Origin of the sequence: Azospirillum brasilense (assembly GCF_005222205.1) — a bacterium.
Lineage (GTDB): Bacteria > Pseudomonadota > Alphaproteobacteria > Azospirillales > Azospirillaceae > Azospirillum > Azospirillum brasilense_G.
The window spans coordinates 137,051-158,182 of record NZ_CP032349.1 but is presented as its reverse complement, the minus strand read 5'-3'; the positions used below and the strand labels follow the sequence as shown (position 1 = coordinate 158,182).

Sequence of the window (21,132 nt, the reverse complement as noted above, 5' to 3'; positions counted from 1 at the left end):
TCGCATGTTGGCTTGTCAACACGAAGAGTGGGGAGCGCCAACATCTTTCCGAGGCTTGCGGGTGCTGGGGGCATCGATGCGCGGTGCGCTTCAGCCACAGGTGCCGATCTATTAATCAAGCGATATCAATGGCATATATTCCTTCATGAGGGCGTGCCATAGCGCGCGCAGCGCGATCTCCCAGGTGCCAGCCACCCTCCCGCCGCGCTGTCACGGCGCGCAACGGTCGAAGCAAGAGCTTTGGGCGGCATTCCGCTGCGACCGTTAGCCGCACGCGGTCGCAACATTTTGCATGCCCAGCGTTAAGCTGTTGACAGGCTCTGGCACGCTGGAATATCCAGTGAGGCAGAAGACCAGTGTACCAATTCCCGGTGATGCCTTTGTGGCGGTCCTACAGGAGCCGCAGGGGTTCGCGAAGCCGCGCGGTGCCGCAACGGTGACCTCTGCGATGAATGGCTTCCCGAACGGAGCGGTCAGGGCCGGGCGGCGGAGGCGACAGGTCAGACAATCGGTTTCACCGACGGCGTTGCGCCGTCACCAAACGATGCCGAGTGAATAATCTCAAGAGGGAGTCATGAGTGCCATGCCCAACGGGACATCACAGGCCGGCGACCGCGACGGGGTCGCGCCACCATCCCACCCGCTGCGCGTCGTCATCGCCGACGCCAATTTCGTGCCGCACCGCGCGCTGATGGAGGCGCAGCTTCCGGCGGGCACCGTTCTCTCCTGGCATCCGGCGTTCGACGAGGCGGCGGTCGTGGCCGATCTGGCGGGCGCCGACGTCTTCGTCGGTCCACGCTTCACCGCCGCGATGGGGGCCGCGGCCGACTCCCTGCGCCTTGTCCATGTCGGCGGTGCCGGCTATGACGGCATCGACACCAAAGCTCTTCCCGAAGGCGCCGTTTGCGCAAACACCTTCTGCCATGAATCCTCGATCGCCGAGTATGTGGCGGCGACCAGCGTCGTCATGCGCCGCCAGTTCCTGCAGCAGGACCGCGCGCTGCGCACAGGGCATTGGGATTCGTCGGTCTACGAATCGCAGCGCTGTCAGCTGAACTCCCTGGCCGGGGCCACCGTCGGAATCATCGGCTACGGGCACATCGGGTCGCGCACCTGGCAACTCATGCGCGCGTTCGGCGCGTCGGGCGTCACGGTCACGCCTCGACCGGTCGATGCAGAGAGGGAAGGGCTGAACTGGGCGGCCGGCGTCGATGGGCTCGACCGGCTGCTGGCCGAGAGCGACGTCGTCGTGCTGTGTCTGCCGCTGCGGCCGGACACCCATCACATGATCGGCGCCGCGCAGCTGGCGGCGATGAAGCCCGACGCCCTGCTGGTCAACGTCAGCCGTGGCCCGCTCGTCGATCCCGAAGCGCTCTACGAGGCGCTTAAGGAGCGGCGGATCGGCGGCGCCGTCATCGACGTCTGGTACCAGTATCCCACCGGCGGCGCCCACGCCCAGCCGTCGTCGCTGCCCTTCGCCTCGCTCGACAACGTCCTGATGACGCCGCACATCTCCGGCGTCACGCGGCAGACGTTCGAGGGCCGGGTGCACGACATCGCCGCGAACATCGGTCGCCTGGCGGCCGGTGAATCGCTGCGCAACGTGGTTTTCCCCCGCTAGGCCCCGCCCGTCCCCCAGCCGGTTCGCCGACGTCCTGACGAACCGGGGGGCGATCCGCACCTCCCATTCCCGTGCGCCGCTCCGTCGGCCCCATTCCCCCGTGGCGCCCCGTGACCGCGTGTCACGCGTCGCGTGCCCTCATCACCCCACCGTTCCGGTGGTTCGTGAAGGAAGCAGCCTATGACCGAGATATCCAGCACCATCGCCCAACCGGACAGCGTCGCCCAGGACACAACCCCCGCCGATGCGAGCAATGTCAGGCGGGCTGCGCTTGCCGGTCTGATCGGCACGATGCTCGAGAACTTCGACTTCGTGATCTACGGCACCGCGTCCGCCCTGATCTTCAGCAAACTGTTCTTTCCGACGATTTCGCCGGCGGCGGGGATCATCGCCAGCTTCGGCGCCTATGCGATCGGCTTCCTGGCGCGGCCGCTGGGGGGGCTGTTCTTTTCGCATTACGGCGAGAAGTACGGCCGCAAATGGGTGCTGGTCACGACGCTGTTCCTGATGGGCGGGGCGACCTTCGCCATCGGCTGCCTGCCGACCTATGAAACGGCCGGCATCTGGGCGCCGCTGCTGCTGGTTCTCTGCCGCTTCCTGCAGGGCTTCGGCGCGGGCGCCGAGCAGTCGGGCGGCGCCACGCTGCTGACCGAGACGGCCCCCCTCGGCCAGCGCGGCCGGCTCTCGTCGCTGATCATGGTGGGTGCTGCGTTCGGCACGGCGCTGGGCGCCATCGCCTGGATCGGGGCCCAGCAACTCCCCACCGACATGCTGATGAGCTGGGGCTGGCGCGCGATCTTCTGGAGCAGCATCCTCGTCACCATCGCCGCCTTCGTCATCCGGCTGAAGCTCGCCGAGAGCCCGATCTTCATCGAACTGAAGAAGAAGGTGGACGTCAAGAACCAGGCCCCGCTCAAGGTCGTCGCCAAGCACGGCAAGAAGAACGTGGTCAAGGTGATCCTGATGAACTGGGGCGTGTCGACGCAGTCCTACATCTATCAGGTCTTCATGATCACCTATCTGGTGAGCGTGGTGGGCGTCGACACCCATTTCATCCCGCCGGTGCAGCTGGCCGCCGCCATCGCCGCGTCCTTCGCCGCCTTCCTGACCGGCATGCTGTCCGACCATTTCGGCCGGCGCCGCATGACCCTCGTGCTGACCGGCCTGCTCACCGTCACGCCGTTCCTCGTCTTCCCTGGCCTCAACACCGGTTCGCCGGTCCTGATCACCGCGATCATCGTGTTCGGCTACATGGTCGCGGCCCAGGGCGTGACCGGCGTGCACATGAGCTTCTTCCCCGAGATCTTCGGCAGCCGCTACCGCTACGCCGGGGTGACGCTGGGCCGCGAGTTCTCGTCCATCATCGGCGGCGGCATCGCTCCGCTGCTGAGCGCCTCGCTGCTGGCCTGGTACGCCAACTCCTGGGTTCCCGTGGCGATCTACATGGCCGTTACCATGCTGGTGTCCTTCCTGGTCACCTATTCGCTGCCCGAGACGCTCAACCGCGACCTGAGCAAGCCGACGGACGCCGAATGGGGCGAGGCCCGGTCCTCCGAAAGCCGCGCCTGACCACGGCGCGATCCATGAGCCGGGGCCGCTCCTCCGGAACGGGGGAGCGGCCCCGAACGTCCGAACCCCGGCAGGTCTGACCAAAGCGGAGACGCAGCCTCATGAACTCCCGACACAAGCCGTTTCGCATCGTCGGTGCCTACGCCGCCCAGCCGGACGCCGTGGCGGAGCGGCGATCCTACCTGGAGGCGGTTTTGTCCCTTCCCGGCGTCGATGGCCTGGAAATCTCCTGGGGAGCACCCGGCTGGGACGAGGATTTCCCGATCCTGGCCGACCTGTTCGAACGCGGGGCAGGGCAGGGGCAGCATGTGCTGACCCTCATCGGCGCCGCCGCTTCCGCCGCGGTCAAGGACCCGACCGTCGGGCTGGCCTCCACCGACGCGGTGGGACGCGCCAGGGCCGTGGAACTGGTCGCCGCGGCCCACCGGGCGGTCGCCGGTTTCATAGAGCGTGGGCAGAGCGTCCTGGCCATCGAGGTCCACGCCTTCCCATCCCTTCCGGCGGCCGGGGCCGGGGAGGGGGGCCGTGCCCTGGAGGGGTCGCTTCGAGAGATCGCGTCCTGGGACTGGGGAGGCACGGCGCTCGTCGTCGAACATTGCGACGCCCGCCCCACGGCCGGGCCTTGGCAGAAGGGTCTGCTTCCCCTCGATGTCGAGATCGCGGCGGTGACGGCCGCCGCGGCAGAGGCAACGACGCCCCTGGGCATGGCCGTGAACTGGGGGCGATCCGCCATTGAGGAGCGCGACGCAACGGCTCCCGAGCGGCACGCGCGCCACCTGCGCTCGGCCGGGCTGCTGCGTGGCGTGATGTTCTCCGGTGCGACCGGCCGCGATGGCGCCTACGGTCCGGCCTGGAGCGACGTGCATCCGCCGCTCCGCGAACAGGTTGGAGAATCCGTGATGGAGCGGGGCCATGTCGCGGCGACGCTCGACGCCGCCGGCCCCGACCTGCTCTATGAAGGCGTCAAGGTCGCCGTACGGCCCCGACAGGCCGGCACGGCGGACCGCATCGCCCTGATCCGCGGCACGCTCGACGCGCTCGACGCGGCACGCTCGACCTGATGAGGGCGATCCTCACGGCGACGGTGCTGACGGCGCCGGGACCTCTGCGACTGGGGCGAGTCCGGGCAGGGCAAGTCGACCATCATGAAAACGCTCAGTTGGCCGAGGCGGCTATCAGGGCAGCGGTGGCGTACTGCATGTCAGTGGGGAAGGGGCGGAGCGAAGTGACTGTCGCCATGTAGATTCGTGTCCCCCCAGAACGAAAGTGCGCTTCGACTTTGCGCATTTTATTGGATGCCTGTCCTGCCGCCTCCATGGCGATCTACGTCCCGATGTTCGAACCAGATAGTCCCATTCGCAACGGGTCTCCTTAGCTGCGGTCGTAGGCTGCTAGCGCTACCGGCAGCGCCTGAATCACGGCGCTGCCGACTGCGGGAAGACCCGCTAGCACGGCACTGACGACCTCGTCGCGCGTGGCGCCCAAACGCTTGGCGTCGGCGACATGGAAAGGCAGGCCGCTCTCCAGACGGGCGGCGGCCAGAATTCCGATGTAGACAAGCTCAGCGGTTTTGGCGTCCAGGGCGGAGGCCACTCCCAGCTTGTTCACCGCTTCGAGCCACGCTTGCTGGTAGGACGGGGCTTCTTTTATGAACGTTTGGAAGGCATTGCTTGCTTGTGGTGTATCGGTCATTGGCTCATTCCGCTCTAGTCGCAGCCTCCTTTGAGGTTCCTGCCGGTTGGTGCCTGCGACGTAATGATCATGATAATTCGTACGATAATTCGTACTTGGATGTTCACTCGCCTACCATGACACCTTGGGGCCACTACACGAAAGTGCGCAAATTGTCCGGGATATGAGAACGCGACATGAACGTAAGTTCCGCCGCGCTCCAGCACTTCTTTCTGCGCCTTTTCGCGACAGCATTAGGGCGGGCGTGTCCAAACACGCCCGCGCGCAAGGTCCCACGCTCTATCCATGAAGGGGCCCGCGACATGGCGTGGACCATCGCCGCCACGGACGCCTACGCCTCCTCGCGCCGCGAGAGGAAGAAGGTCGAGCTGCTGTTCGCCCACCTCAAACGCATCCTGAGGCTGGACCGGTTGCGACTGAGGGGGCGAACGGCGCGCGCGACGAGTGCCACCTCGCAGCCGCCCAGAACCTCCGCAAGCTCGCCGAACTTATCCCGATGCCGGACCCAGCTCGGCATGAAGGGCAATTGGACGCCTCGAGAAACCGTAGCGTTGCTGGCGTTCTGGTGATCCCCTTGGCTTGAGGACGACGGAGGACGGGACATGGCCGGTCAAGCTGGGCTGTTCGATCTTCAGGACCGCTACGCGGAACTGAGCAAGAGCGGGGATCCACTGCTGTTTGTGATCGAGTCCGACCCCGAGCTGGTAGCCGCGGTGGTGGCGCGCCACGCCGGTTCCATGGCGCCCCCCGGAAGCGCTGTGGGTATCCCGGCCGATCATACGGTCAGCCGCGCCACGCGTCGCATCGCCTGGGGCGGTTGGCCGAAGGCGCGCAGGAAGGCGCGCCGCATGCGCTCCGGATCGGCGAAGCCGCTCTCGCGGGCGATGATCTCGACCGGATGCCGCGTCTGCTCCAGCATCAGCCGTGCCGCCTCCAGTCGCAGTTGCTCCACCGCCTTGGCCGGGGATTGCCCGGTCTCCGCCCGGAAGGCGCGGCTGAACTGGCGCGGGCTCAACGCCACTTCATCGGCCAGTTCCTCTACCGTCAGCGGGTTCCTCAGGTTCTGCCGCGCGTAGGTCAGCGCCGCCTCGATGCGGTCGGACTTCGCCGCCATCTCCAGCAGTTCCGAATGCTGGGTCTGGCCGCCGCCGCGGCGATGGTACATGACCAGCTTGCGGGCGACCGATCGCGCGACGTCGCTGCCGAGGTCCTTCTCCACCATCGCCAGGGCCAGATCGACGCCCGCCGTCATGCCGGCCGAACTCCAGACTGGCCCGTCGATGATGAAGATGCGGTCCTCCTCCACCTGGACGGCCGGAAAGCGCTCCCTCAGCTCACGCGCCACCAGCCAGTGGGTGGTGGCGCGGCGCCCGTCCAGAACCCCGGATTCGGCCAGCACAAAGGCGCCGGTGCAGATTGCGCCCAGGCGACGCACGGCGGGCAGGCGGCTGGCGATCCAGGCGCGCAGCCCCTCGCTCGGCCGGGGAACCTCCACCCCGCCGCCGACCAGCACCGTGTCGAAGTCCTGATCCGCGAAGCACACGCTGTCCACCGCCATGCCGGTGGAACTGCGCACCGGCCCGCCACGCTCGGACACGGTGATCAGCTCATAGAGCGGTTCGCCCGCGCAGAGATTCGCGAATTCGAACACCGAGCCGGCGGCCAGACTCATCATCTGGAAACCCGGAAAAATGACAAAACCGATGCGCATGGCGGATTCCTCATGTCCTGAAACGAGGGATATACGACATTCATGCCAAGCGCCAGAGGCTTTAATGATGTCCTCACGCCGGGCGGCACCGACGCGGCCCGCAGATAAGACCAAAGAGACAGGACGAAAGACCATGAGCCTCTCCCCTCTCGGCACCGCGCTCATCACCGGCGCCTCCTCCGGCATCGGCGCGATCTATGCAGACCGGCTGGCCGCCCGTGGCCATGACCTGATCCTGGTGGCCCGCAACCGTGCCAAGCTTGCCGGCCTCGCCGCGCAGATCGCCGATCGCACCGGCCGCTCCGTCGAGGTCGTCGCCGCCGATCTGGGCGACAAGGCCGACCTGCGCGCGGTGGAGGGGGTGCTGGCGACCGACGCCAGCATCACCACGCTGGTCAACAATGCCGGGGTCGGTGCGACCGCCCCGCTGCTCTCAGCCAATGTCGATGCCATGGAGCGGATGATCGACCTCGACGTGACGGCGCTGATGCGGCTGACCTACGCGGCGGCCCCCGCCTTTGTGGCGCGCGGGCACGGCACCATCGTCAACATCGCCTCCATCGTGGCCATCGGGCCGGAGATCCTCAACGGCGTCTATGGTGGGGCCAAGGCCTTCGTCCTGGCGCTGACCCAATCGCTGCACCACGAGCTGGCGAGCAGGGGCCTGCGGGTCCAGGCGGTGCTGCCCGGTGCCACGGCCACCGATTTCTGGGGCATCGCCGGCACGCCGGTCGAGCATCTGCCGGGCGAGATCGTCATGCCCGCCGAGGCCATGGTCGATGCCGCGCTGGCCGGCCTCGACATAGGCGAACTGGTGACCATTCCGGCCCTGCCCGACGCCGCGCAGTGGCAGGCCTACGAGGCCGCCCGCCAAGCCATGCTGCCCAACCTGTCCCGCAGCGAGCCCGCCGCGCGCTACCGCGCCGCGCCGGCCGCCTGACGCGCCCCCCTTATCAAGGACGATCGGCCATGCAACTCACCGGCAACACCATTTTCATCACGGGCGCCACCTCCGGCATCGGCCGCGCGCTGGCCGAGGCGTTCCATCGCCTGGGCAACCAGGTCATCATCGCCGGCCGCCGCCACCAGCTTCTGGACGCCGTCACCGCCGCCAACCCCGGCATGGCGGGCTTGGAGCTGGACATCACCGACCCCGAAAGCATCGCCGCCGTCGCGGCGCGGTTGGCGGCGGAGTTCCCGGCGCTGAACGTGCTCGTCAACAACGCCGGCATTATGCCCTTCGACGATCCGTCGAAACCGCTGGACGACGCGGTCAGCCAGGCGATCCTGGATACCAACCTGCTCGGCCCGATCCGCATGACCTCTGCGCTGATCGAGCATCTGAAGGCGCAACCGCGCGCCACCATCATCAACAACACCTCGGTGCTGGCCTATCTGCCGCTGGCTGGCAACGCGGTCTACTCCGCCAGCAAGGCGGCGCTGCATTCCTACACCCTGTCGCAGCGCTTCATGCTGCGCGACACCTCGGTGCGGGTGCAGGAGATCGCGCCTCCCTGGGTGGACACCGACCTGATCCGCAAGAGCGGCGACCCGCGCGCCATGCCCCTCGACGCTTTCATCACCGAGACGATGGAGAAGCTCGCCGGCGATGATCCCGAGATCGTGGTCGATGCGATCACGGCGATCCGCGACAACCCCGGCGCCGGCGAGCACCGGCTGGTCAACGACTTCAACGCCGCAATGATCGCCAACCCCATCCCTGTCTGAGTCCAGGCCACCGCCGGCCTGTGTCGGCCGGCGGGGTTGGAGCGGAGCCCGAACCATGTCACAGCCCCTATCCCCGGCCCTATCCCCAGTGGCCGCGCAGGGCGCGGCGGATAGAACCCTGCTGCCGCCCGCCTTCCTGGCGCTCGGTACCTTCGCCATCGGCGCCGAGGGCTTCATGATTGCCCCGTTGCTGCCGGTCATGGCCAGCGCGCTCGGCCTGCCGCTCGGTGCCGTCGTCGGGCATGCCTTCGGCTGGACTGAACATCTAGCGCAATACAGGTCTTCACCCCACCCGCACATCATCCCGGATGCACGCCACCGAATGCCCCGGCGCCACCTCCCGCAGCGTCCGCGCCTCTGGCGCCGCACAAGCCGGCAACGCGAACGGACACCGGGTGCGGAAGACGCAGCCCGACGGCGGATTCATCGGGCTCGGCACGTCGCCGTCCAGAAGCATGCGAGACTTCGGCGCATCCGGGTCCGGGTCGGGGGCGGCCGACAGCAGGGCCATGGTGTAGGGGTGACGCGGGCGCTCGTAGAGCGAGTCGCTCGGAGCAATCTCCATCAGGCGACCGAGATACATCACCGCAACCCGATCGCTGATGTAGCGCACCACCGCCAGATCATGGGCGATGAACAGCACCGCCAGCCCCAGCTCGCGCTGCAGGTCGCCCAGCAGGTTCACCACCTGAGCCTGCACCGAGACGTCGAGCGCCGACACCGGCTCGTCCGCCACGATGAAGTCGGGCTCCACCGCCAGCGCGCGGGCGATGCCGATGCGCTGGCGCTGGCCGCCGGAGAATTCGTGCGGAAAGCGATCCATGGCGTCGGCGGTCAGGCCGACCTTCTCCAAGAGCGCGGCCACACGGTCGCGGCGGTCGGCGCGGGTGCCGATGTTGTGAATCACCAGAGCCTCGCCGATCACGTCGCGCACGCGCTGGCGCGGGTCGAGGCTGGCATAGGGGTCCTGGAAGACGATCTGCATGCGGCGGCGCTGCGCCCGCATCTCGGCCGTCGGCAGGTCGGTGATCTCCTGTCCGTCGAAGCGGATGGAGCCCCCGGTCGGCTCGATCAGTCGCAGGATGCTGCGCCCGGCGGTGGTCTTGCCGGAGCCTGATTCGCCGACCAGCCCCAGCACCTCGCCGCGGTTCAGGTCGAAGGACAGGTCGTCCACCGCCTTCACCCAGCCGACCGGCCGTTGCAGCAGCCCACCGCGCACGGGAAAGCGCTTTTCCAGATTGCGCACGCTCAACAGGGGCTGTTCGGACACGGTGACGGCGGTCATTGCACATCTCTCCAGCGGCGGCAGCGGGCGGAATGGTCGGGGCCGACCGGCTCCAGAACGGGTTCGGCGGCGGTGCAGGCCGGCTCGGCCAGCGGGCAGCGCGGGGCGAAGGTGCACCCCCGCGGGCGGTTCAACGGGCTCGGCACGCTGCCGGGGATGGCGTGCAGCCGGCCGCCGTCGCCGCGGCGCTGGCCCAGATGCGGCATGCAGGCCAGAAGCCCGCGGGTGTAGGGGTGCTTCGGCGATTTCAGCAGGGAGCGGACATCACCTTCCTCGACGATGCGACCGGCATACATCACCACCACCCGGTGAGCCACCTCCGCCACCACGCCCAGATTGTGGGTGATGAACAGGATGGAGGTGCCGGTCTCCTCCTGCAATCGCCGCATCAGGTCGAGGATCTGCGCCTGGATGGTCACATCCAGCGCGGTGGTCGGCTCGTCGGCGATCAGCAGGGTGGGGCGGCAGGCCAGCGCCATGGCGATCATCACGCGCTGGCGCATGCCTCCCGACATCTGGTGCGGATATTCGTCCAACCGCCGCTCCGCCGCCGGGATGCCGACCTTCTTCAGCATGGCGAGCGCCTCCGCCCGCGCTGCCCGGCGGTCCAGCCCCTGGTGGTAGCGCAGCGCCTCGCCGATCTGGTCGCCGACGGTGTAGACCGGGTTCAGCGAGGTCATCGGCTCCTGGAAGATCATGCCGATCTCGTTGCCGCGAACGCTGCGCATGGCGCGCTCGCTGAGGCGGGCGAGGTCGCGCACCTGCCCGTCGCGGCCGCGGAACAGGATCTCGCCGCCGGCGATGATGCCCGGCGGCGACGGGATCAGCCGCATCGCCGACAGGCTGGTCACCGACTTGCCGCTGCCGGATTCGCCGACGACGGCCAACGTCTCGTTGCGGCGCACGGCGAAGGACACACCGTCCACCGCCTTCGACACGCCGGGATCGGCGGTGAAGTGGGTTTGCAGGTTGCGGATGTCGAGCGTGAGGTCAGTGTCCATGACGGGATCCCGGAATTGGGTTCAGCGGATCAGCGGGTGCAGCCGCGGGCCGGCACCGGCCAGTCGCCGACGACCTCGCCGTTGCGGCTGATCGCCATGCGGTCGTGCAGGTTGGTCACCACGCAGACATGGTTGGGCAGGATGCGCACGCGGTCGCCGATTTCCGGCCGCTCCGCGCACTTGCTGAGGTCGACCACCGCGTGCTCCTCGTTGACGCGGACGATCACCGCGTCGGGGCAGTCGAGGATCAGGCCGAACCCTTCGCCCACCGACGGGGCGACGCGGTCGCTCGACAGCGTCTTGCTGCCGCAATCCAGCACGGCGCGGTCAGGGGTGGGGCGGCTGACCACGGTGGCGTGGACATGCACGGCGCACTCGTCCAGCGTCGCCACCCCGGCGCCGACGGTGGCGCGGTCGTGATAGATGTAGGTGCCGACGCGCAGCTCGGTCACGCCGGGAAGCTCGTGGGTGTCCCAGCAGCCGGGGGTGCCGCCGACCGATACCGTCTCCATCGCTATGCCGGCGCCGTCCAGCAGGGCGCGCGTCTCCGCCACGAACGGAACGGTGCGGGGGCCGCGCGGGTAGGTCATCAGGCCGCGGAAGCGGGTCAGGCCGTTGCCGGCGGCGCGGCGGGCCAGTGTCAGAACCTCATCCGGGGTCTGCACGCCGCAGCGGCCGTCGCCGCTGTCGAACTCCACCAGAATGCCGATCTCGACGCCGGCTTCCGCCGCGGCCGCCGCCACGGTGTCGAGGGCCACGGCGTTGTCCAGCGCCACCGTCAGTTTGGTCTTGCCGGCCAGCTCGGCCAGCGGCTTCACCTTGGCGGCGCCGACGATGGGGTAGGTCAGCAGGATGTCGGCACAGCCGGCCTCCGCCATCACCATCGCCTCGCTGATCTTCTGGCAGGTGATGCCGACGGCGCCCAGCTCGATCTGGCGGAGCGCGAATTGGGGAAGCTTGTGGGTCTTGATGTGCGGGCGCAGCGCCAACCCGTGCCGGTCGCAATAGGCCTGCATCTTGGTCAGGTTATGCTCGACCCTGTCGAGGTCGATGACGGGGACGGGGGTGTCGAGATCGTCGACGCGCATGGGACCGCTCCGGAACACGAATTCGGGAAATGGGCCGATCCCGGCGGCGGAGCCATGGGATCGGCCGTGTGTAGAAGATGTTACGCCGGCATGCCTATGCTTGCGGCAGGACGGCGATGCAGTCGATTTCCACCTGGATGTTGTTCAGCTGGCAGCCGATGGTGGTGCGGGCCGGCGGCTCGGTTGGGAAGAACTCCGAATAGAGCGCGTTGTATTCCTGGAAGCGGCCGAGATCGCTGAGATAGCTGTTGACCTTCACCACATGGGCAAGGTCGGTGCCGGCGGCCTTCAGGATGATTTCCAGGTTGCGCAGGGTCTGGCGCACCTCGCCGGCGAAATCCTCGGGCAGCGCGCCGGTCTCCGGATGGTGCGGCCCCTGGCCCGACACGTAGACGAAGCCGTTCGCGACGATCGCGTGGCTGTATTGGCCGGCGGGCTTCGCACCCTTTTCGGCGAAGATCGGCTTGCGGTTGGTCATTCGGTCCTCACAGGTTTGAATATCAGACGCGGACCAGGGCCTTGCCCGGACGCGCGCCGGTGTGCCCACCGTCGCGCAGGACGAACTGTCCGGCGACGAGCACGTCGGTGATGCCGTGGGGCGGGCGCGTCGGGTCCTGGAAGGTCGCGCGGTCCGCCACATCGGCGGTGAACAGGGTCAGGTCGGCCACCATGCCCGGCCGGATCAGCCCGCGGTCGGACAGGCCGAAGCGCTGCGCCGGGACGGCGGTCATGTGGCGCACGGCATCCTCCAGCCCCAGCTTGCCCTCGCCGTTCAGGGCACGGGCGAGATAGCGTGGGAAACTGCCGAAAGCGCGGGGATGCGGCTTGCCGGTTTCGCGCGGCAGCCCGTCGGACCCCAGCATGTGCAGCGGGTGCGACAGCGCGGTTTCCAGATCGGCGTCGTCCAGTTGGAACATAACGATGTTGGTGCGGCCACGGTCGGCGCGGATCAGGCGGACCAGCGTGTCGAAGGGCTGTTCCTTCGCCACCTCTGCGATGTCGGTCAGCGACAGCCCTTCCAGCGTGCGCAGGCTCGGCTCGCCGACACCGCCGATACGGACATTTCCCCAGCCGATCAGGCGGATCTTGGACTCCCAGCCGGCATCGCCTTGCGCCTCTCCGTCTTCCACGGCGCGGCGCAAGGCCGCCAGCCCGTCCGCATCGGCCATGCGCGCCAGCAGCGCCTCCACCCCGCCCGCGAGAGCCGAGGGGGGCAACAGTTGCAGGATGGTGCTGGAGCCGGCCGGGTAGGGGTACATGTCGAAGCTGACGTCGGTGCCGCCCTTGCGCGCGATCTCCAGCCGCTCCACCGCCCGCGGCAGGCTGCCCCAGTAGGGCCGCCCAGCCGCTTGCAAATGGGACAGCAGGCCGCTCGCTCCACCCGCCTTCAGCAGTTCGAGGAACTCGTCCACCGAGGCGATCAGCCCGCCTTCGTAGGAGCGGACATGGGCGGTCAGCAGCGCGCCATGCTCCGCCACAACCTCCGTCAGCCGCACCAGCTCGGCGCGGTCGGCCCAGGCGCTGGGCGGATAGACGAGGCCGAGCGACAGGCCGTGCGCGCCCTGGCGAAGCTGCTCGGCCAGCAGGGCCGCCATCGCCTCGCGCTCCTCGGCGGTGGCGGCGCGGTTCTGCCAGCCCATGACGGCGAGGCGCAGGGCGGCGTGCCCGACCAGCGAGACGAGGTTGATCGCGGTGCCGCGCCCGTCGAGTGCGGCGCGGTAGCCGGCGAAATCGGCGAAGGTCTCCTGATCCGAAACGGTGCCCAGCAGGTTGCCGAAATGCTCGCGCAAGGGGCCGTCGCTGTCGGGGCTCTGCGGGTAGAGACCGAAGGAACAATTGCCGACCACCACGGTGGTGACGCCCTGCGCCACCTTCTCCGGCCGGCCGGGCTGGCGCAACTGGATCAGGTCGTCGTGGCAATGGGCGTCGATGAAGCCGGGAGCCAGGAAGCGTCCCTGCGCCTCCAGCGGTTCGGCGTCGGGCGCGTCCAGCATCGGGCCGACGGCGGTGATGCGTCCGCGTTCCACCAGCACGTCGGCGGGGAACCACGGGGCGCCGGTGCCGTCGATGACGCGGGCGCCCTTGATGAGGAAAGTGGCACTCATCTCATTTCGCCTTCTGGAGCCGGGGGTCGAGCGCGTCGCGCAGCCCGTCGCCGACGATCTGGAGCGACAGCACGGTCAGGACGATGGCGCAGCCGGGGAACAGGATCAGCCAGTCGGCCTGCTGGAAATACTGCTGGGCGCCGGCGATCATGTTGCCCCAGGTCGGTGTTGTCGGCGGCACCCCAACGCCGAGGAAGGACAGTGCCGCCTCCGTCAAAATGGCGTAGGCGAAGATGAAGGTGGCCTGCACCAGGATCGGCGAGATCAGGTTGGGCAAAATGTGCAGGAAGACGATGCGCGGCGTGGAGGCGCCCAACGCCGTCGCCGCCTCGATGAACGGCATCTCGCGCACCACGAGGCAGGCGGCGCGCACCACGCGGGCGACACGCGGCGTATAGACGATGCCGAGCGCCAGCACGACGTTGTAGAGCGACGGCCCCAGCGCCGCCATGAAGGCGATGGCCAGCAGGATGTCCGGGAAGGCCATCAGCGCATCGGTCAGCCGCATCAGCACGCCGTCCAGTGGCCGGATGTAGCCGGCGGCCAGCCCCAGCAGCGTGCCCATCAGCGTCGCCACCACCACGACCAGCAGCCCGACCAGCAGCGACAGCCGGGCGCCCAGCATCACGCGGGACAGCACGTCGCGGCCATATTCATCGGTGCCGAACCAGTGGGCGGCCGACGGCGGCTTCAGCCGGCCAAGGATGTCCATCTTCATCGGGTTGAACGGCGTGATCCACGGCGCCAGCAGCGCCACCGCCAGGATCGCCAGCATGATCAGGAAGGACAGCACCACCAGTCGGCGGCGGAACAGCTGGCGCATCAGCAGGGCAGCCGGCGAGCGGCTGCGGTGAGGCTTGGCCGGGGAGGGAAGGGAGACGTTGCCGTGACCGGCGGGGACGCTTGCCATTGAAACCCTCCCTCTCAATAACGGACCCGCGGATCGACCACGGCATAGAGCAGGTCGACCGTCAGGTTGATCAGCACATAGATGGCGGACACCACCAGCAGGGCGCCCTGGATCACCGGATAGTCGCGGCGCAGCACGGCCGAGACGATCAGGTTGCCGACGCCGGGCAGGCCGAACACGGTCTCCGTCACGATGGCGCCGGCGATCATCACCGCGGTGGTCAGGCCGATCACCGTCAGGATCGGGATCATCGCGTTGCGCAACGCATGCTTGAGCACGACGACCAGCGGCGGCAACCCCTTGGCCCGCGCGGTGCGGACGTAATCGTTGCTCATCACGTCCAGCATGCTGGTGCGGGTGAAGCGCAGGATCAGCGCCGAGTTCGGGATGCCGAGCGCGATGGCCGGCAGCACCAGATGGCGCATCCGCTCCATCAGGTCGGCTTCGGGCGGACCATAGCCGGCGACCGGGAACCAGGCATGGTCGACCGCCAGATACTTGATCAGCGTCAGCCCGATCCAGAAGCTGGGAATGCTCGCCGCCAGCATGGCCAGCCCGACCGCGGCCTGGTCGATCAGCCCGCCGCGCTTGGCCGCCGACAGGATGCCGATGGGCACGCCGATCAGCATGGCGATCCCCACTGACATCATGGTCAGCAGACCCGTCAGCTCCGACCGTTCGGCCAGCGCCTGCACCACCGGGCGGTTCAGGAAAATGGATTCGCCAAGATCGAAGCGGACGATCTGCCCGAGATAGAGCAGGAACTGCGTCAGCAGCGGCTCATCGAGCCCCAGCCGGCTGCGCAATGCCGCGATATCGTCCGGCGTGGCGGAAGACCCCAGCATGACGGCGGCGGGATCACCTGGCACCACGCGGGCGATCACGAAGACCACCATGGCGACGAGCAGCATGACGATCATCATGCCGGCGAACCGGCGGACGATGTAAACGAGCATGGTTGCGGTCCCAGAAGAAATCCCCTCTCCCCCGGGGAGAGGGTTAAGGTGAGGGGGCGCGCGGCAGGGATTCTCGGGATAGCCACGTACTGAAATCCCCCTCACCCCGACCCTCTCCCCGGGGGGAGAGGGGGCATTCAGGAGAGGGAGCTTTCAACTGCCCTCAGCCCTTCAGGTCGGTGTTCCAGAAGAACGGCCAAGGCGTCGGCGTGTAGCCGGTCAGCTTGTCGCTGCTGGCGGCGAGGTTGTAGAACTCGCCGACCTTCACGCTGGGCACCTCGCTGTAGAACAGCGTCTGCAACGCCACCCATTTCGCCTTGCGGGCCGCCGGGTCCATCTCGCGGTTGAAGGCGGCGAGCGCCTCGCGCTTGGCGGGGCTGTCCCACCAGCCGGGATAGCTCGGGTTCAGCACCGTGATCAGCGACGGCTCCGGCACGAAGGTGTGGTAGGTGAAGAAGGCGTCCCACCCCTTGTCGTCGCCGCGGCGCTGCAGCAGAGTCGCCCAGTCCAGCACTTGCAGATCGACCTTGAAGCCGGCCATTTCGAGCTGGGCCTGCGCCACCATGCTCATCTTGTACAGGAACTCGTACTGGACCGAGGTCATGATGCGGATCGGCTCGCCCTTGTAGCCGGCCGCCTTCAGCAGATCCTTCGCCTTGCCGGCGGCATGGTCGCTGTAGGGCTTGGCGCTGGCCGCATCAAAATAGGGCGTGCCCTGGGCGTAGATCGACCCCTCCGCCTGGACGAAGGCGGGATCGCCGAGGCCGGCCAGCAGCATGTCGTTTGGTTCCAGCGCCGCCAGAACCGCCTGACGCACCTTCGGGTTCGCCATCACCCCGGTCTTGGTGTTCATGATCATCAGCGGGAAGCCGAAGGGCTTGACGATCACCGGCTTGACGCCGGCGGCATCCTTGATGCGCGGCAGGGTTTCCGCCGGCAGGCTGTCGGCGAACTGGTACTGGCCGGCCAGCACGCCCGACACCCGGGTCGCGGCGTTCGGCACCGGGACGAAGCGCAATTCGCCGATGACGGCCTTGCGGCTGCCGGCATAGCCGCTGGGCGTGCCGGTGGGAGAGGCATAGCCGTCGTGGCGGACCAGCCGGATGTACTGGTCGGGCTTGTGTTCCAGCAGCTTGTAGGGACCGGTGCCGACCAGAGACTTCAAGGCGCCCGGCCCGTCGATCACCGACTTCGGCACGATGGCGGCGGCGCCGTTGTTCATCGCCAGCAGCGCGGTCAGCGGCGCGAAGGGCTCCTTCAGCGCAATGACGACGGCGTCCGCACCCTTGGCGGCGATGCTCTCCACCAGCGGGGCGACGGTCTTGCCGCGCGGCGAGGCCTTGGTCCAATGGTCGAGCGAGGCGACCACATCCTCCGCCGTGACGGTGCTGCCGTCATGGAAGGTGACGCCGCTGCGCAGGGGGATGGTGTAGGTCTTGCCGTCCGCCGACACCTGCGGCAGGGCCGACGCCACCAGCGGGGCCAGCTTCCAGTCGCCGTCGAAGGTGAACAGCGTCTCGAACATGTGCTGGGTGATGATGCTGACGAGGTCGGACGTGGTGCCGACCGGGTCCAGCGTCGGCGGCTCGCCGATGGTGGCGACCGTGACGACCGAGGCGCCGCCCTGCTGGGCCTGCGCCGGCGTGGTCCAGGTTCCCAGGATGCCGGCGGAGATACCGGTGGAAAGCCCCCCGACAGCGACTGCCGAACCGAGGGCGGTATTGAACAGACGTCGCGTGATCCCTGTCATTTTTGCCTTCCCCAACCGTTTGTCCGAAATATCGGACGTTATTCTTGTATTCCAGACAAGCAAACGGTATATCGGACAATGAGCGCTGGCAAGCCGAAAATCCGCGTGCTAAGCGGTTGTAGGACGACCAGGGGGCACGGATCAGATGAAGGGTGGCGGCGTGGCGGAGAAGCCGATGTCGGAGAAGCAGATGGAAGAGAAGTCGACGGGCCGTGCCCGCGGCATCGACCGCGTCATCGCGTTGATGGAACATCTGCACAGCCGGCGCGCCCCGACGCGCATCGCCGACATCGCGCGCGACACCGGCACCCCGCGCTCCACCATGTATGAGCTGGTCAACACGCTGGTGGAGGCGCGCTGGCTGGAGCTGCGCGACGGCGACGGCACGGTCTATTTCGGGCCGGCGATGCATTACTACGGCAGCGATTACCTCGACAGCGTCGACCTGATCCGCAAGGCGCGGGTGGAGGTCGCCCACATCGCCGAGACGGTGGGGGAGACGGCGCAGTTCTGCACGCTGGAAGGCGACAAGTATCTGGTTGTGCTGAATGAGCCAGGCCGGCGCATGTTCCGCATCAGCTCCGAGATCGGCATCAAGGTGCCAATCCCCTGGACAGCGTCCGGCCGGCTGCTGGTCGATCACATGTCGGCCGACGAGATCCTGCGCTTCATTCCGCCGGATGACTTCGTCCTGCCCGACGGCCGCCGCATCGCCCAGGACGAGTTCCTGGAGGACATCCGCCGCGCCCGTACCCAGGAATATGTCCGCACCACCGCGCTTGTCGACCGTTTCACCACCTGCCTTGCTGCCCCGGTCCGCGATCCGGCCGGCCGGTGCATCGCTACCATCTGCTTCGTCGTCCCGGCGGACACAACGGAAGAGGCTCAGCAGGTGATGATCGACACGTTGAAGGCTAGTGCGGAGCGGCTGTCGCTGGGACGTTGACGATGTTTGGGACAATTCCACGCATTAGCTGTTGCCATTGCACAACTCGACCCACATGACTTCAATACGGGATGGCTTTTGAAGGCTCCCGTGACCGCAGCCGTGAATGTGTTGACGGGTTGGCCGTCCCGGCTCGATGAGCTGTTCGGCCGCATTTCCAATGAATTCGCGCGTGCCGAGCCGCGTCGGCAGGCCCGCAAATACCTCCGCGACGTGTGCCGCGCCTACGTCGTCGAGCAGCTCGGCCGCGATGGTGTGCTCATCGTCGATGAGACCGGCTTTCTCAAGAAGGGCGAGCATTCCGTCGGCGTGTCCCGGCAATACTCCGGCACCGCCGGGCGTATCAACGCACTGATCGACCGCCGCCTCTATCTGCCCGAGGACTGGCTGGATGACGCGCATCGGCGCGAGGGCCGCATCCCGGCCGACGTGGCGTTCGCCACCAAGCCGGCGATGGCGCGGGCGATAATCGCGCAGGCCCTGGATGCGGCGTGCCGTTGCCTACGTGCTGGCGGTGCGCGGCAACGAGGTGCTCAACGTCCTGACCGCTGAGCGCGAGTTCCTCCACCTCAAGGCCTCGGCCTTGGCCGACCTCGTGCCCGAGGATGGCTGGAAGCGACTGAGCGCCGGCGTCGGCGCCAAGGGGCAGCGCTATTACGACTGGGCCCGGTTGCGCCTGTTCCGGCTTCAGGAACCGCCATGGGATCACTGGCTGTTGATCCGCCGCAACCGCAAGGACCACGCCGACAAGGCTTACTACGTCACCTTCGGGCCAATGGAAACCACCTTGACGGATCTGGCGCGGGTGGCTGGCCGGCGGTGCGCGATCGAGGAATGCTTCGAGATCGCCAAGCAGGATTGCGGATTGGCCGATTACGAGGTCCGCAGCTGGCACGGCTGGTACCGGCACATCACCCTCTCGATGCTGGCGCTCGCCTTTCTCGCCGCCATGCGCCGGCGGCTCAACACGGCAAGTAGGGCGGCTTGGTGAACTGCTTCGGTGAGAGCGTGAAGATTTCACAGCCCGTTTCCGTGACGCCGACGCTGTGCTCGAACTGTGCGGAAAGGCTTCGGTCCCGGCTCACAGCCGTCCACCCGTCGCTGAGGATTTTCACATCCGGCCGGCCAGCGTTCACCATTGGTTCAACGGTCAGAAACATCCCCGGCTGCAGTTTCGGTCCTTCCCCTGGCCGGCCGTAATTCAGCACGTCCGGTGCATCGTGGTAAATGCGGCCTAAGCCGTGGCCACAGAAGTCACGAACGACGGTGAAGCGCTCCGCCTGCACATAGCGCTGCATAGCGAAGCCAATATCTCCCACCGTTGCACCGGGTCGAATGGCTTCGATACCGCGCATCATCGCCTCGTACGTCACGTCGATAAGGCGCTTGGCGCGTAGGCCGAGCTTGCCGACCCCATACATGCGGCTGCTGTCGCCATGCCAGCCGTCGACGATCACCGCCAAGTCGATGTTGAGGATGTCGCCCTCCGCCAGTCTCCTGTCGCCGGGTATGCCGTGGCAGACGACATGGTTGACCGAGATGCAGGTCGCATGGGAATAGCCGCGGTAGCCCAGCGAGGCAGGCGTCGCCCTGTGGTCAACGATGTACTCGTGGCAGAGGCGGTCAAGCTCCGCTGTGGTGATCCCCGCCCTGACATGCCCGGTGATCATGTCCAATGTCGATGCAGCCAACCGACCGGCGGCACGCATCCCGGCGAAATCCTCCGGAGCGTGCAGCTTTATGCTTCGGTGTTCGGTCGCTTCGGTCATTGATTGTCCTGAATCACGGGGGAGAGGATATCGGCGTCCTGCGGCGACCGCCTGACGGCCTTGGGCATGCCGGCGATCGGCATCCCGGTATGAAGGTCGGCAATCATTCGTTCAGCGAAGGACGGGAGCGGAGCGCCCCTGGAAAGGTGGGGGCGGAGAATGGCGATCGGCGCGTCGAAGATCAGGAACTTGGCCCGTGCCAGCGGCTCATCGCCGACCGTCCCGTCTCCGCAAGCCGCGACGCAGGAATGGAAGGCACTGTCGAACTCGTCTTCCAGGTCTTCCAGCATCTTCCGCAGCGGTTCCGGGGGCGAACTGTCCTCGAACAGGGCGGCCGGCTCATTCAGGAGCAGGAATCGGGCACGATGTTCGTTCTCCCTGCACCAGGGAAGGATAGCCATGGCCGCCTCGCGCGGACAGCCCTTGCGAAGCAGAGGGGCCAGGGTCCTGACGAATGATGCGTAAGCGGTGTTCCAAGCCGTGCCGAGGACGGCCGCGCGGGATTCGAAGCGATGATAGATCGACCCCGTCGGAGCGCCCACCCGTCGGGCGATCGCCTGCATGGTCGCGGCGGCGGGGCCACCCTCGGCAACCAGCACCATCGCAGCGTCAATGAAGTCGTTCTCGAAAAAGCGTGCCGTTCTCACCATGCCAATTAGAATGCTTATTTTAGAATGCCCTGTCTATTTGATTCCACATGATACGTCCCTGATTCCGGTAGCAGGCCGATAACTTGGCCATCCGCTTCCGCCTGTCGGCAGAGCGCAACAGTGAAAACGTGACGCCCGTGTCCGTCAAAGGGTGCCAAAGCGGACACTCTGATCCAGGCCAATCAGAGTGTCGCGAAAAGGAGCGGCCGGGCTATCCGGCCGCTGTCGCGAAAGGGCGAAAAGCAGCGCTGGAGCGCGGCGGAGCTCACGTTCATGCCGCGTCTTCATATCCCGGACAATGTGCGCAGTTTTGTGCAGTGCCCCCCTACAGAAAGAGTTTGCAACAGAGCT

19 protein-coding genes and 2 pseudogenes are annotated in these 21,132 nt (G+C 67.2%); 8 read left to right on the top strand and 13 right to left on the bottom strand.

The genetic code is table 11. The annotated features are described in order from the left end of the window. Positions 1-643: 643 nt before the first annotated feature. The 3 genes from D3869_RS29865 to D3869_RS29855 all read left to right on the top strand — a co-directional run bounded on the left by D3869_RS29865 (position 644) and on the right by D3869_RS29855 (position 4,251). Positions 644-1,621: a 2-hydroxyacid dehydrogenase gene (locus tag D3869_RS29865; protein WP_137143634.1), complete on the top strand. Its 978-nt coding sequence runs from the start codon at positions 644-646 to the stop codon at positions 1,619-1,621. A gap of 180 nt (positions 1,622-1,801) precedes the next feature. Beyond that, on the top strand, positions 1,802-3,190 hold the full coding sequence (locus tag D3869_RS29860) for an MFS transporter (RefSeq protein ID WP_137143272.1): 1,389 nt from the start codon (positions 1,802-1,804) through the stop codon (positions 3,188-3,190). 101 nt (positions 3,191-3,291) lie between these two features. Next, positions 3,292-4,251, top strand: a complete 960-nt coding sequence (locus D3869_RS29855) for a DUF4862 family protein (RefSeq protein WP_137143271.1) — start codon at positions 3,292-3,294, stop codon at positions 4,249-4,251. Positions 4,252-4,561: 310 nt separating this feature from the next. Here D3869_RS29855 and D3869_RS29850 read toward each other — a convergent pair whose 3' ends face one another. Continuing rightward, on the bottom strand, positions 4,562-4,882 hold the full coding sequence (locus D3869_RS29850; RefSeq protein WP_137143270.1) for a carboxymuconolactone decarboxylase family protein: 321 nt from the start codon (positions 4,880-4,882) through the stop codon (positions 4,562-4,564). Between the two features lie 239 nt (positions 4,883-5,121). On the opposite strand from D3869_RS29850, the pseudogene D3869_RS29845 reads away from it, so the two are divergent. Then, positions 5,122-5,465: pseudogene (locus D3869_RS29845) on the top strand (transposase); the annotation flags it as partial. A 192-nt stretch (positions 5,466-5,657) separates the two neighbouring features. Here D3869_RS29845 and D3869_RS29840 read toward each other — a convergent pair. Beyond that, positions 5,658-6,593 (bottom strand): GlxA family transcriptional regulator, encoded by a 936-nt coding sequence (locus D3869_RS29840; RefSeq protein WP_137143269.1) that lies wholly within the window; start codon positions 6,591-6,593, stop codon positions 5,658-5,660. Between the two features lie 133 nt (positions 6,594-6,726). Between D3869_RS29840 and D3869_RS29835 the strand changes: the two genes are divergently transcribed. Continuing rightward, a complete protein-coding gene (locus D3869_RS29835; protein ID WP_137143268.1) occupies positions 6,727-7,533 on the top strand; it encodes an SDR family NAD(P)-dependent oxidoreductase in 807 nt (268 codons plus the stop codon). A 29-nt stretch (positions 7,534-7,562) separates the two neighbouring features. Beyond that, positions 7,563-8,321 carry an SDR family oxidoreductase gene (locus D3869_RS29830; protein WP_137143267.1) on the top strand — a complete coding sequence of 253 codons (759 nt, stop codon included), beginning with the start codon at positions 7,563-7,565 and terminating at the stop codon, positions 8,319-8,321. Positions 8,322-8,400: 79 nt separating this feature from the next. Here the strand turns inward: D3869_RS29830 and D3869_RS33350 are convergent, their stop codons facing one another. The 9 genes from D3869_RS33350 to D3869_RS29785 form a co-directional block, all read right to left on the bottom strand. Further along, the gene (locus D3869_RS33350) at positions 8,401-8,565 is read right to left on the bottom strand and encodes a hypothetical protein (protein ID WP_175426674.1); all 165 of its coding nucleotides are present in this window, start codon (positions 8,563-8,565) and stop codon (positions 8,401-8,403) included. Between the two features lie 39 nt (positions 8,566-8,604). After that, positions 8,605-9,606, bottom strand: a complete 1,002-nt coding sequence (locus D3869_RS29820; RefSeq protein WP_137143266.1) for an ABC transporter ATP-binding protein — start codon at positions 9,604-9,606, stop codon at positions 8,605-8,607. Further along, on the bottom strand, positions 9,603-10,607 hold the full coding sequence (locus D3869_RS29815) for an ABC transporter ATP-binding protein (protein WP_094304975.1): 1,005 nt from the start codon (positions 10,605-10,607) through the stop codon (positions 9,603-9,605). Before D3869_RS29815 ends, D3869_RS29820 begins: the two co-directional genes overlap by 4 nt. A 29-nt stretch (positions 10,608-10,636) precedes the next feature. After that, positions 10,637-11,695 carry an alanine racemase gene (locus D3869_RS29810; protein WP_137143265.1) on the bottom strand — a complete coding sequence of 353 codons (1,059 nt, stop codon included), beginning with the start codon at positions 11,693-11,695 and terminating at the stop codon, positions 10,637-10,639. 94 nt (positions 11,696-11,789) lie between these two features. Next, positions 11,790-12,173, bottom strand: coding sequence for a RidA family protein (locus D3869_RS29805; protein WP_094304977.1), 384 nt, complete (start codon positions 12,171-12,173; stop codon positions 11,790-11,792). 22 nt (positions 12,174-12,195) lie between these two features. Then, positions 12,196-13,800, bottom strand: a complete 1,605-nt coding sequence (locus D3869_RS29800) for an N-acyl-D-amino-acid deacylase family protein (protein WP_137143264.1) — start codon at positions 13,798-13,800, stop codon at positions 12,196-12,198. Position 13,801: 1 nt separating this feature from the next. After that, positions 13,802-14,710 (bottom strand): ABC transporter permease, encoded by a 909-nt coding sequence (locus D3869_RS29795; protein ID WP_137143263.1) that lies wholly within the window; start codon positions 14,708-14,710, stop codon positions 13,802-13,804. Between the two features lie 14 nt (positions 14,711-14,724). Next, positions 14,725-15,666 (bottom strand): ABC transporter permease, encoded by a 942-nt coding sequence (locus D3869_RS29790; RefSeq protein ID WP_137143262.1) that lies wholly within the window; start codon positions 15,664-15,666, stop codon positions 14,725-14,727. Between the two features lie 163 nt (positions 15,667-15,829). Next, positions 15,830-17,416, bottom strand: coding sequence for an ABC transporter substrate-binding protein (locus D3869_RS29785; RefSeq protein ID WP_137143261.1), 1,587 nt, complete (start codon positions 17,414-17,416; stop codon positions 15,830-15,832). Positions 17,417-17,561: 145 nt separating this feature from the next. Here D3869_RS29785 and D3869_RS29780 point away from each other — a divergent pair, with 145 nt between their 5' ends. Together D3869_RS29780 and D3869_RS29775 are read left to right on the top strand one after the other, a co-directional pair. Beyond that, positions 17,562-18,362 carry an IclR family transcriptional regulator gene (locus D3869_RS29780; RefSeq protein ID WP_137143260.1) on the top strand — a complete coding sequence of 267 codons (801 nt, stop codon included), beginning with the start codon at positions 17,562-17,564 and terminating at the stop codon, positions 18,360-18,362. Positions 18,363-18,515: 153 nt separating this feature from the next. Continuing rightward, positions 18,516-19,353 (top strand): annotated as a pseudogene (locus tag D3869_RS29775) (IS701 family transposase). Here the strand turns inward: D3869_RS29775 and map are convergent. Further along, on the bottom strand, positions 19,325-20,131 hold the full coding sequence (gene map / locus D3869_RS29770) for a type I methionyl aminopeptidase (RefSeq protein ID WP_137143259.1): 807 nt from the start codon (positions 20,129-20,131) through the stop codon (positions 19,325-19,327). The pseudogene D3869_RS29775 and the gene map overlap by 29 nt on opposite strands. After that, on the bottom strand, positions 20,128-20,781 hold the full coding sequence (locus D3869_RS29765; protein WP_137143258.1) for a TetR/AcrR family transcriptional regulator: 654 nt from the start codon (positions 20,779-20,781) through the stop codon (positions 20,128-20,130). The genes map and D3869_RS29765 overlap by 4 nt, the downstream gene beginning before the upstream one ends. Positions 20,782-21,132 lie beyond the last annotated feature (351 nt).

Excerpts from the sequence above, each read along its gene's own strand:
- D3869_RS29795 (WP_137143263.1), bottom strand. The coding sequence starts at position 14,710 with ATGGCAAGCGTCCCCGCCGGTCACGGCAACGTCTCCCTTCCCTCCCCG.
- D3869_RS29820 (WP_137143266.1), bottom strand. The coding sequence starts at position 9,606 with ATGACCGCCGTCACCGTGTCCGAACAGCCCCTGTTGAGCGTGCGCAAT.
- D3869_RS29785 (WP_137143261.1), bottom strand. The coding sequence starts at position 17,416 with ATGACAGGGATCACGCGACGTCTGTTCAATACCGCCCTCGGTTCGGCA.
- D3869_RS29765 (WP_137143258.1), bottom strand. The coding sequence starts at position 20,781 with ATGGTGAGAACGGCACGCTTTTTCGAGAACGACTTCATTGACGCTGCG.
- D3869_RS29805 (WP_094304977.1), bottom strand. The coding sequence starts at position 12,173 with ATGACCAACCGCAAGCCGATCTTCGCCGAAAAGGGTGCGAAGCCCGCC.
- D3869_RS29830 (WP_137143267.1), top strand. The coding sequence starts at position 7,563 with ATGCAACTCACCGGCAACACCATTTTCATCACGGGCGCCACCTCCGGC.
- D3869_RS33350 (WP_175426674.1), bottom strand. The coding sequence starts at position 8,565 with ATGCCCGACGACGGCACCGAGCGGCAGGCCGAGCGCGCTGGCCATGAC.
- map (WP_137143259.1), bottom strand. The coding sequence starts at position 20,131 with ATGACCGAAGCGACCGAACACCGAAGCATAAAGCTGCACGCTCCGGAG.
- D3869_RS29810 (WP_137143265.1), bottom strand. The coding sequence starts at position 11,695 with ATGCGCGTCGACGATCTCGACACCCCCGTCCCCGTCATCGACCTCGAC.
- D3869_RS29840 (WP_137143269.1), bottom strand. The coding sequence starts at position 6,593 with ATGCGCATCGGTTTTGTCATTTTTCCGGGTTTCCAGATGATGAGTCTG.
- D3869_RS29850 (WP_137143270.1), bottom strand. The coding sequence starts at position 4,882 with ATGACCGATACACCACAAGCAAGCAATGCCTTCCAAACGTTCATAAAA.
- D3869_RS29790 (WP_137143262.1), bottom strand. The coding sequence starts at position 15,666 with ATGCTCGTTTACATCGTCCGCCGGTTCGCCGGCATGATGATCGTCATG.
- D3869_RS29800 (WP_137143264.1), bottom strand. The coding sequence starts at position 13,800 with ATGAGTGCCACTTTCCTCATCAAGGGCGCCCGCGTCATCGACGGCACC.
- D3869_RS29780 (WP_137143260.1), top strand. The coding sequence starts at position 17,562 with ATGAAGGGTGGCGGCGTGGCGGAGAAGCCGATGTCGGAGAAGCAGATG.
- D3869_RS29855 (WP_137143271.1), top strand. The coding sequence starts at position 3,292 with ATGAACTCCCGACACAAGCCGTTTCGCATCGTCGGTGCCTACGCCGCC.
- D3869_RS29835 (WP_137143268.1), top strand. The coding sequence starts at position 6,727 with ATGAGCCTCTCCCCTCTCGGCACCGCGCTCATCACCGGCGCCTCCTCC.
- D3869_RS29860 (WP_137143272.1), top strand. The coding sequence starts at position 1,802 with ATGACCGAGATATCCAGCACCATCGCCCAACCGGACAGCGTCGCCCAG.
- D3869_RS29815 (WP_094304975.1), bottom strand. The coding sequence starts at position 10,607 with ATGGACACTGACCTCACGCTCGACATCCGCAACCTGCAAACCCACTTC.